The following is a 325-nucleotide window of genomic DNA, read 5'->3' on the forward strand; positions in this document are numbered from 1 at the left end:
GGGGACCAGGTCGAGGCCGGCGGCGGAGATGTTGCGGTAGAAGATCATGTGCAGGTTCTCGTCGGCGGCGATGCGCTGGAGCATCTTGTCGGCGATGGGGTCCTGGCAGACTTTGCCGGTGTTGCGGTGGCTGACGCGGGTGGCGAGCTCCTGGAAGGTCACGTACGCCACCGAGTGCAGCATCGTCATCTTCTGCTCGGTGTGCTGCGCGACCTTGCCCTGGGGGTCCCAGCCGTTGGTCATGTGGATCATGCGGGCCTGCTCGAGCTTGACCGGGTCGACGCCGCGGGTGACGACGAGGTAGTCGCGCATGGCGATGCCGTGG

1 protein-coding gene is annotated in these 325 nt (G+C 66.5%); it reads right to left on the reverse strand.

Annotated elements, in window-relative coordinates; genetic code table 11:
- Positions 1-325: acyl-ACP desaturase (locus WFK95_RS24715; RefSeq protein ID WP_336672301.1), on the reverse strand; the 325-nt coding region annotated here is incomplete at both ends.

This window comes from Tsukamurella sp. USMM236 (genome assembly GCF_037148755.1).
Lineage (GTDB): Bacteria > Actinomycetota > Actinomycetes > Mycobacteriales > Mycobacteriaceae > Tsukamurella.